Below are 8,630 nucleotides of genomic sequence, written 5' to 3' on the forward strand. Positions count from 1 at the left end.
GGCAGCCTTCTGCCGGATACTCCATGATCGGCCCGGTCTCCAGCCTGAGAGCCATGACACAGCACGCGGACTCCCCGCCGACCGACGCACCGTCCCCTGAACACGAGCGCGGTGAGCCCACGCCGGGCATGCCCGGCGTGGGCCGACTGGTCGGACTGGACCTGGCCCGGGGCCTGGCCGTCTTCGGCATGTACGCGGTCCATGTGGGCCCCGCCCCGGGCCAGGACGGTGTCATCGGCTTCCTGATGGAGCTGGCGCAAGGCCGCTCCTCCGCCCTGTTCGCCGTCCTGGCCGGCTTCGCGGTCGCCCTCATCACCGGGCGCCGCACACCGAAGACCGGCCTGGCCGGCCGCCAGGCCGTCGCCAAGGTGATCATCCGGGCCGTGATCCTGCTGGCCCTCGGCACCGCCCTGACCATGACCGGCACCCCGGTCGTGCCGATCCTCGCCTTCTACGGACTGTTCTTCCTGCTCGTGCTCCCGCTGTACCGGCTGGGCGCCAAGCCGCTGGCGCTGATCGCCGCGGGCTGGGCCCTGATCGGCCCGCAACTGCTGTACGCGCTGAAGCCGGTGGTCGGCGACCGCGTATTCCTTTCCTACGGCCAGGCCGACGGCCTCGTCTCGCTGTTCTTCACCGGCGGCTATCCGGCCCTGACCTGGGTCCCGTTCGTCCTCGCCGGTATGGCTGTCGCCCGCTGCGACCTGGCCGCCACGACTGTCCGGATACGCCTCGCCCTCACCGGCGTCGCCCTCGCCGTCACCGGCTACGGCGGCTCCTGGCTGGCGCTGCGTCTCGTGCCCGGTGCCGCCGAAGCCGTCCGGAAAGCCGAAGAGGGATCGGGCATGTCGTCCATGTCGTCCGTATCGCCCGACAGCATCGGCATCTTCGGCGACAGCCCGGCCGGGATGCTGGCCGCCGCCCCGCACAGCGAGGCGACCCTGTCCATCGTGGGCGCCACCGGTGTGGCGATCTTGGTGATCACCGCGTGCCTGGCCGCCATGGACGCCTTCCCCCGGCTGCGCCGCCTGGCGGGGCCCGTCATCGCGGTCGGCTCGATGTCGCTGACGGCGTACGTCTACCACATCGTCGCCATCTGGCTCCTGAACACCGAGGAAGCGACCGTCCAGCCCCTGTACATCCTGCTCGGCTTCATCGCGTCCGTCACCGTCCTCGCCACCATCTGGTCCCGCTTCTTCCAGCGAGGGCCGCTCGAATGGCTGATGGGCCGGGCGACCGAGATGGCCCGGCGCGTTCAATGAGACGCATCGACGGAGACGGTGGAGTCTGCCCTGGGCAAGGCCAATGCCTCTCACGTCATGACCGCGTGGAGCCCCCCGTCGACGTGCAGGATCTCGCCGGTGGTGGCCGGCAGCCAGTCCGAGAGGAGCACCGAGCAGGCCTTCGCCGTCGGTTCCGGGTCGTGGACGTCCCAGGCGAGTGGCGGGCGGGTGCGCCAGATCTCCTCCATACGGTCCACTCCGGGGATCGAGCGTGCTGCCAGGGTGCGAACCATGCCCGCCGCGACGAGGTTGACGCGGATGCGCCGTTCCCCGAGGTACATCGCCAGGTAGCGGGTGACGGACTCGAGCGCTGCCTTGGAGACGCCCATCCAGTCGTAGCCGGGCCAGGCCAGGGCCGCGTCGAAGTCGAGTCCCACCACGGACGAGCCCTCCTTCAGTAGCGGGAGGCACGCCGTGACAAGGGCCTTGAGGGAGTACGCCGACACTTCGAGCGCCGTCGCCGCGTCCTGCCATGACGTCTCCAGGAAGGCACCGCCGAGCGCGGACCGCGGGGCGAACGCGATCGAGTGCACGATGCCGTCGAGGCCGCCCAGACGGTCGGCGATCGCGGCCGACAGTGCGTCGAGGTCGCCGCGATCGGTGACGTCGAGCCGGATCACGGGCGTGGGTGCGGGCAGCCGCTCGGCCATCGCCTCCGTGATGGGCAGGGCCCGCCCGAAGGAGGTCAGCGCCACTTGGGCGCCCTCCTGCTGGGCGATCCGCGCCACGTGGAAGGCGATCGATGTGTCGGAGAGCACGCCGGTGATCAGCAGCCGCTTCCCGGCGAGCAGTCCGCCGCCCTTTGTCTCCGTTGTCTCCGTGCTCATACGCCCATCCCGAGTCCGCCGCTGACCGGCAGGAACGCGCCGGTGAGATACGAGGCGTCCTCGCCGGCGAGGAAGCGCACCACGTTCGCCACCTCCTCCGGGGTGCCGGGGCGGCCGAGCGCGGTCATGGAGAGGTACTCGGCACGTCGTTTCGGGGTGACACCCGCGACCATGTCGGTGTCGATGAAACCGGGGGCCACGACGTTCGACGTGATGCCCCGACGTCCCAGCTCGCGAGCGAGAGAGCGGGCCAGACCGGTGAGGCCCGTCTTCGACGCCGCGTAGTTGGCCTGCCCAGGAGACCCGAGCATCCCGGAGAAGGACGAGATGAAGACGAGCCGGCCCCAACGGCCCTCCAGCATCCCCGGGATGGCCCGTCGCGCGGACCGGAAGGCGCCCACCAGATTGGTGTCGAGGATCTCCAGGAAGTCCTCGTCGGTGGTGTGCAGAGCCAGCTTGTCCCGCATGATTCCGGCGTTCGCCACCAGGACCTGCACCGGACCGTGCTCGGACTCGATCTTCTCGTACGCGGCGTCCAGCGAGTCGGAATCGGTGACGTCGCAGCGTACGCCGAAGAAGCCCTCGGGAGGCTCGTCCGACCGGTGGCCGACCGCCACCCGGTCGCCCTGGGCGGCGAAGGCGCGGGCGATGGCCAGGCCGATGCCGCGATTCCCTCCGGTGACGAAGACGGACCGGCTGTCGGTCATCGTGTGCCCGCTTTCTGTAGGACGAGGACGGCGTTCTGCCCGCCGAATCCGAAGGAGTGGCTGGTCGCCGTCGTGACGCGCTGTTCGCGCGGCGCGCCGCTGACGACGTCGATGTCGATCTCGGGGTCGAGTTTGTCGAGGTTGGCGGTGGGCGGCACCAGGCCGTGCTCGATGGTCAGGGCCGTGTAGGCCACCTCGATGGCGCCCGCGGCGCCGAGCGCGTGTCCCGTGACGCCCTTGGTGGAGGTGGCCGAGGGCCGCCCGCCGAGCACGCGGTTGATCAGCTGGGACTCCATCAGGTCGTTCAACTTGGTCGATGTGCCATGGGCGTTGACGTGGTCGACGGCCTCGGGGGCCACGTCCGCGTCGGTGAGCGCCGAGCGCAGGGCGCGCTCCACGCCGGCGCCCGCCGGGTCCGGCGCGGAGGCGTGGTGCCCGTCGGCGCTGGCCCCGAAGCCCGCGACCAGCGCACGGACCGTGCCGCCCCGCGCCCGTGCGTCCTGTTCGCGCTCCAGGACCAGCACGGACGCCGCCTCCGCGGCCACGAAGCCGCCGCGGTCCGCGTCGAAGGGGCGGGATGCCCCCGCCGGGTCGTCGGTGCGCCGGGACAGCGCGCCCATCCGGTGGTAGGCGGCCATCGGCGTGGGACTCAGTGGTGCCTCGGACGCGCCGGCGAGCACGAGGTCGCAGACGCCGGACTGCAGCATCTGACGTGCGGTGCCGACCGCGGTGACGCCGGAGGCGCAGGCGGTGGCGACCACCAGGTTCGGACCGAGGGCCCGGCAGTGCATGGCGAGATATCCGGAGATCATGTTGACCGGCCAGTTCACCATCACCAGCGGCGAGACCTGGTCGGCGCCTTCTTGGTAGTACGTGCTGTGAGCGTCCTCGTAGGAGGCCGCGCCGCCCAGCGCGTTGCCCATGACGACGCCGACCCGGGCGCCGTCCCACCTTCGCGGGTCGAGGCCCGCGTCGGCCAGGGCCTCCTTGGCGGCCACCAGGGCGAGTTGGCTGACCCGGTCCAGGCGCCAGGCCGTCGAGCGGCCGAGCAGGGCGTTGGCGTCGAAGCCGGGGACCCGGCAGGAGATGTCCACGGGCAGCCCGGCGAGCGCCGGGTCGCGCTGTGCGGTGGAGCGGCCCGACAGGACCCGCTCCCAGTTAGCCGCCACGCCGATGCCGGCCGGGGTGACGAGGCCGATTCCCGTGATCGCGACGGGTGCGTCCCGTCCGGTGCGCTCGGCCATCAGGCGTTCCCCGCCGCCGAGTTCACCAGCTCGTACAGGTCCGAGACGGTGCCGCCGCTGTTGAGGTCCTCGGTGGGTATCACGAAGCCCAGCCGCTTCTGCAGGGTCAGCGCGACCTCGATGAGCGCGAGCGAGTCCAGCTCGATGTCCTCCAGGACGGTGTCGGGCTTGATGTCCTCGCGCAGGACGCCGAACTTCTCCTCCAGGACCTGGGAGAGGATCTCGAAGGTGGGGGGAGTGAAGGTGCTCATGGCTGATGCCGCCTTTCGGGCGTGGGGTGGGGTGGGGTGGGGACGAGTGGGGCGTGAACCTGCCTGTGGTTACACGGACTTCAGCGAGGGCCAGGTCAGTGCCGTGGCCCCCCACGTGGCGCCGCCTCCGAAGGCGGCGAGGACGACGCGCGCGCCGGGAGCGAGGTCGCCCGTCGCGTGCGCGTGCGCCAGGGCGAGCGGGATGGAGGCCGCCGCCGTGTTGCCGACCCGGTTCAGGTGGATGACGAGCCGGTCCGCCGGGATGTCCAGCTGCTCCGCGACAGCCCGCAGGATGCGCAGGTTGGCCTGGTGGCCGACCAGTCGGTCGACGTCGCCCGGCTGCCATCCGGTGTGGGCGAGTGCGGCGCGCGCCGACTCGGACATACGGGCCACGGCGTGCTCGAAGACCTCCCGGCCCCGCATGGAGAAGTAGCGGTCGGCCGCGTCGGTGCGCTCGGGATCGGCGTCGGGGTGGGGCCGCTCGGAGCCGCCGGCCCGCACCGTGATCAGATCGGCGAGTGATCCGTCGCTGCCGAGCACGATCCGGCCCAGGGCGCCGGGATCGCCGGGTTCCCCGGCGCGCAGCACCACCGCGCCCGCGCCGTCGCCGAACACCACGGCACAGGAGCGGTCACGAGGGTCGATGAGGGTGCTGAAGGCCTCGGCGCCGATGACGAGGACCTGTTCGGCCGCTCCGGAGGCGATCATCCCGGCGGCGGTGGTGAGGGCGTACAGGAATCCCGTGCAGACGGCGGAGACGTCGAAGGCCGGGCGTCCGGTGAGGCCCAGGCGGCGGGCCACCTCGGGGGCGCTGGCCGGGCAGGGGCGGTCGGGTGTGGTGGTGGCGAGGACTACCGCGTCCACGTCCGCTGTGCCCGCCGACTCCATGGCCCGCGCCCCGGCCTCCGCGGCGAGCCGGGAGGTCGGCATGCCGGCGGACACGAAGTGCCGGGTGCGGATGCCGGTGCGAGTGCGGATCCACTCGTCGGAGGTGTTCATACGTGCGGCGAGGTCGTCGTTGGTGACGAGGTCGGGTGGCAGCCAGGCGCCGATGCCGCTGATGACGGCGGCTTTCATGGGTGGCCTCCTGGGAGGGGGGTGGTGCGGGCGGTGGGCCTCACGCGTCGCCTCCCGGGACGAGGGCGATGTCTGTCGCGACCAGCGCGTCGACCCTGGCCGAAGCGGCCGCGGCGCCGGTGAACTCGACGCCGTGCCACCCGGCTCGCTCCGCTCCGGCGCAGTTGACCGCCAGGTCGTCGACGAGCACGCACTCCTCGCGGCGCACCCCGGCCCGCTCGGCGGCGAGGCGGAAGATCTCCTCCTCGGGCTTGCGGCAGCCGGACGCGTACGAGAGCACCACGGCGTCGAAGAGACCTTCGGGCGGTACGGCGAGGCGCCAGTGCCGGTCCCAGGCGGGCGGCATGTTGGACAACAGGCCGACGAACACGCCCTGTCGGCGCAGCCGGTGCAGCGTGTCGAGCCAGGGCTGGTTGACGGCACGGTCGGCGAACCAGCGCGCGGGGTAGTCACCGAGGTCGACGCGGATGCCGTTGTGCGTCGCGAGGGCCTCCTCGACGCGGCGCTCCCAGGTCTCCTGGGTGAGCAGCGGGGTGTCGAGCGGCGCCAGGATGTCGTCGCCGGCCCCGCAGTCGCGGGACACCTGCCGCATGGCGGCGAGCAGTGTGGCCGGCGGCACGCCGAGCCGGGCGCAGAAGGTCTTCATGGACTCGGCCACCGGAGGGGTCAGCACGCCACCGTAGTCGGTCCAGACCGCGCGTACCGGCCCGGTCCCGGGCGCCATCAGTGGTCCTCCGAGACGCCGACGGCGATCTCGCTGACGGCGGTGCCGCCCTGCCGGAAGCGGACGGCCACCTCGTCGCAGGCGCGGCGCACGGCCGACACCCTGACGGGGGAGTCGAGTTCGGCGAACCGGGCGAACGCCGAGCGGTAGCCGGTGATCCGCACGCCGGTGCCCGCCGCGAGGAGCGCGGCCTGCCGGGCGGCCTCCATGAGGATCATCGCCGTGTAGTGGTCCTGCGGGTGGTCGAAGTGCGTGCGGTGTCCGGACGGCACCGCCACCACCGCGGCGACTCCGCCGGCCACGCGGCGGGCGTCGGCGAGCGCCACGTTGGCGGGGTCCCGGCGGGCCACATCGGCGGGCGGCACGGGGATGCCCGGGGGCATGGCGGGCAGCGAGTCCGACAGGGGCGGCGCCGACCTGCGATGGTAGCGCCGGACGATCTCCGCCTCCTCAGCCGGGGAGTAGCGGGCGGAGATGTCGCAGCGGCCGAACGGCACACCGTCGTGGAGCAGCTCCAGGACGTACCGCGCGGCGCGCACCGTTCCCGAGCGGACCTGGCTGCGGGTGACGGCGGCCCGGATGTTCAGCTCGCGGGGCCGGTCGTGGGTCGGCAGCGGTGTGTCGCCGACGAGGTCGAGCGTCCAGTCGGTGACATGGAAGGCGCTGTCCCTGGCGACTCCGAGGCCGCGGTGGGCGACGCAGGTGGCGGTCTGTCGGCAGCACTCGAGAAGAAGCATGCTGTCGGGGGCCTCGGCGGCCGGTCCGGTGTGATCGCCGAAGTAGTGGTGAGCGGGAGGCAGTTGGGCCGCCGCGAGATAGTTGTCCGCGGTCAGGTCGGCGTAGTCGGTGAGGAAGACCTCGCTGACCGCCCAGCGGTGGACGTCGCCGCGGTCGACCGTACGACGGTAGGAGAGGGCCGGAGCGGATGGGGCCGCGTCCGGTGCGAGGGCGCTCTGGGGGAGGGGCATCAGTGTGCTGCTCCTTGGGCAGTGGCCGGGCTCGTGGTCCACATTCTTCGAGCGCCCGGCCGCCGCCAGCCAGGGCCTTCTGCCACCCGTGCGGCTCATACCCTTGAAACCGCTACCAGTTACCTCCGGGTAGGGTGTCCGACTTGCCATGGTGTACGCCAATTGGCTTGTGCGGAAGGCGGGTTCACGTCCGCCCCGGCGCCCCGCCCGGCGTGGCCCCCGCCGCAGGCCGCACGGCTGCCGGGGCCGGCTCCCCGGCCGGAAAAGTCGCTCAGGGTGGTGCTGGACTCAGGGGTATCGCGCGCACCAGGCCCGGCCGTTCGAGTTCATGCACGATGGTTGTCCGGCGCACCGCCCGTGCCGCAAGGCGCGAACCGGCCAGAGCGGCCGGCGCGGCGCCCGCCTCTCCCTCAGCCACCCCCGCGTACGCCATTTCCGTATGCCCGTTCCCCCTGAACGCAGGAGGTGTGACGCATCACCGTGGACAGCGAAGCACTGGTCGTCGGCGCAGGGCCGACCGGCCTGATGATGGCCACCGAGCTGATCCGCCGCGGGATCGACACCAGGATCGTCGATCGCGCGGCCCGAAGGAACCCCCATGCGAAGGCGATCATCCTCCAGCCGCGCGCGCTGGAGGTGATGGCCCGCCTCGGCCTGGAGGACCGTATTCGCGACGCGGCGCTGCCCGTCGTCGCCGCCAACTACTACACCCGCGGCCGCCGCGTCGCCCGCATCAACTTCCGCGGTCTGAAGGGCAGTCGCTTCGGCACTCCCCTCTCCCTCCCGCAGAACGAGACCGAGGGGCTGCTGCTCGACGCGCTGCACGAGGCGGGCGGCCGGGTCGAGTACGGGCACCGGCTGGCCGCCCTCGCCCAGGACGCCGACGGCGTGGACGCCGACCTGTCGGGCACCGCCCACCGCACGGGCCGGCTGCTCGGCTGCGACGGCGCGCACAGCGCGGTCCGCGAGCAGCTCGGCGTCGCCTTCACCGGTCCGACGTACCCGCAGTCGTTCGTCCTCGTCGACGGTGAGTGGGACACTCCGCTCGCGCATGCCGAGGCGCACTACTTCATGGGCCCCACGGGCGTGCTGGTCGTCGTCGGTCTCCCGGACGGGCTCATCCGTGTCTTCGGCAGCGCTCCCGAGGGTGCCGGGCCGGTGGACGTCGAGGAGACCGTGCGCGCCATCGCCGCCCAACGCAGCCCCGTTCCACTGGAGTTGACCTCCGTCACCGGCGCCGGCCACTTCCGGGTCCACCGCAAGATGGCGGACCGGTTCCGCGACGGGCGGGTGCTCCTCGCGGGCGACGCCGCGCATGTGCACAGCCCGGCCGGCGGACAGGGACTGAACACCAGCATCCAGGACGCGCACGAAGCGGCCTGGCGGCTCGCCGACGTGATCAGGGGCAGGCTGCCGGCGGCCGAGCTGGCGGCCTGGGAGCGGGAACGCATGCATGTCGCGCACGCCGTGGTCACCGACACCGACCGGCAGACCCGCCTGTGGACCTGGGGCGGCTGGCGCGAGCGGGCCCGCGACCTCGCGGCGGGGGGCG

Annotated in this window: 9 protein-coding genes; 2 read left to right on the top strand and 7 right to left on the bottom strand. The window is 72.5% G+C overall.

The annotated features are described in order from the left end of the window. Positions 1–53: 53 nt before the first annotated feature. Positions 54–1,259: a DUF418 domain-containing protein gene (locus IEZ21_RS21280; RefSeq protein WP_189323515.1), complete on the top strand. Its 1,206-nt coding sequence runs from the start codon at positions 54–56 to the stop codon at positions 1,257–1,259. 50 nt (positions 1,260–1,309) lie between these two features. Here the strand turns inward: IEZ21_RS21280 and fabI are convergent, their stop codons facing one another. The 7 genes from fabI to IEZ21_RS21315 form a co-directional block, all read right to left on the bottom strand. Then, complete coding sequence (gene fabI, locus IEZ21_RS21285; protein WP_189323516.1) at positions 1,310–2,107, bottom strand: enoyl-ACP reductase FabI; 798 nt, start codon at positions 2,105–2,107, stop codon at positions 1,310–1,312. Beyond that, the gene (locus IEZ21_RS21290) at positions 2,104–2,814 is read right to left on the bottom strand and encodes an SDR family oxidoreductase (protein ID WP_189323517.1); all 711 of its coding nucleotides are present in this window, start codon (positions 2,812–2,814) and stop codon (positions 2,104–2,106) included. Before IEZ21_RS21290 ends, fabI begins: the two co-directional genes overlap by 4 nt. Continuing rightward, positions 2,811–4,058 carry a beta-ketoacyl-[acyl-carrier-protein] synthase family protein gene (locus IEZ21_RS21295; protein WP_189323518.1) on the bottom strand — a complete coding sequence of 416 codons (1,248 nt, stop codon included), beginning with the start codon at positions 4,056–4,058 and terminating at the stop codon, positions 2,811–2,813. The genes IEZ21_RS21290 and IEZ21_RS21295 overlap by 4 nt, the downstream gene beginning before the upstream one ends. Then, positions 4,058–4,309, bottom strand: a complete 252-nt coding sequence (locus IEZ21_RS21300; protein ID WP_189323519.1) for an acyl carrier protein — start codon at positions 4,307–4,309, stop codon at positions 4,058–4,060. Before IEZ21_RS21300 ends, IEZ21_RS21295 begins: the two co-directional genes overlap by 1 nt. 69 nt (positions 4,310–4,378) lie before the next feature. Beyond that, positions 4,379–5,386: a beta-ketoacyl-ACP synthase III gene (locus IEZ21_RS21305; protein ID WP_189323520.1), complete on the bottom strand. Its 1,008-nt coding sequence runs from the start codon at positions 5,384–5,386 to the stop codon at positions 4,379–4,381. Positions 5,387–5,426: 40 nt separating this feature from the next. Then, positions 5,427–6,110, bottom strand: a complete 684-nt coding sequence (locus tag IEZ21_RS21310; RefSeq protein WP_189323521.1) for an HAD-IA family hydrolase — start codon at positions 6,108–6,110, stop codon at positions 5,427–5,429. Beyond that, the gene (locus IEZ21_RS21315; protein ID WP_189323522.1) at positions 6,110–7,078 is read right to left on the bottom strand and encodes an AfsA-related hotdog domain-containing protein; all 969 of its coding nucleotides are present in this window, start codon (positions 7,076–7,078) and stop codon (positions 6,110–6,112) included. The genes IEZ21_RS21310 and IEZ21_RS21315 overlap by 1 nt, the downstream gene beginning before the upstream one ends. Before the next feature lie 480 nt (positions 7,079–7,558). Here IEZ21_RS21315 and IEZ21_RS21320 point away from each other — a divergent pair. Beyond that, positions 7,559–8,630: FAD-dependent monooxygenase (locus IEZ21_RS21320; RefSeq protein WP_189323523.1), on the top strand; the 1,072-nt coding region annotated here is incomplete at its 3' end.

This window comes from Streptomyces flaveus (assembly GCF_014647675.1).
Taxonomy (GTDB): domain Bacteria; phylum Actinomycetota; class Actinomycetes; order Streptomycetales; family Streptomycetaceae; genus Streptomyces; species Streptomyces flaveus.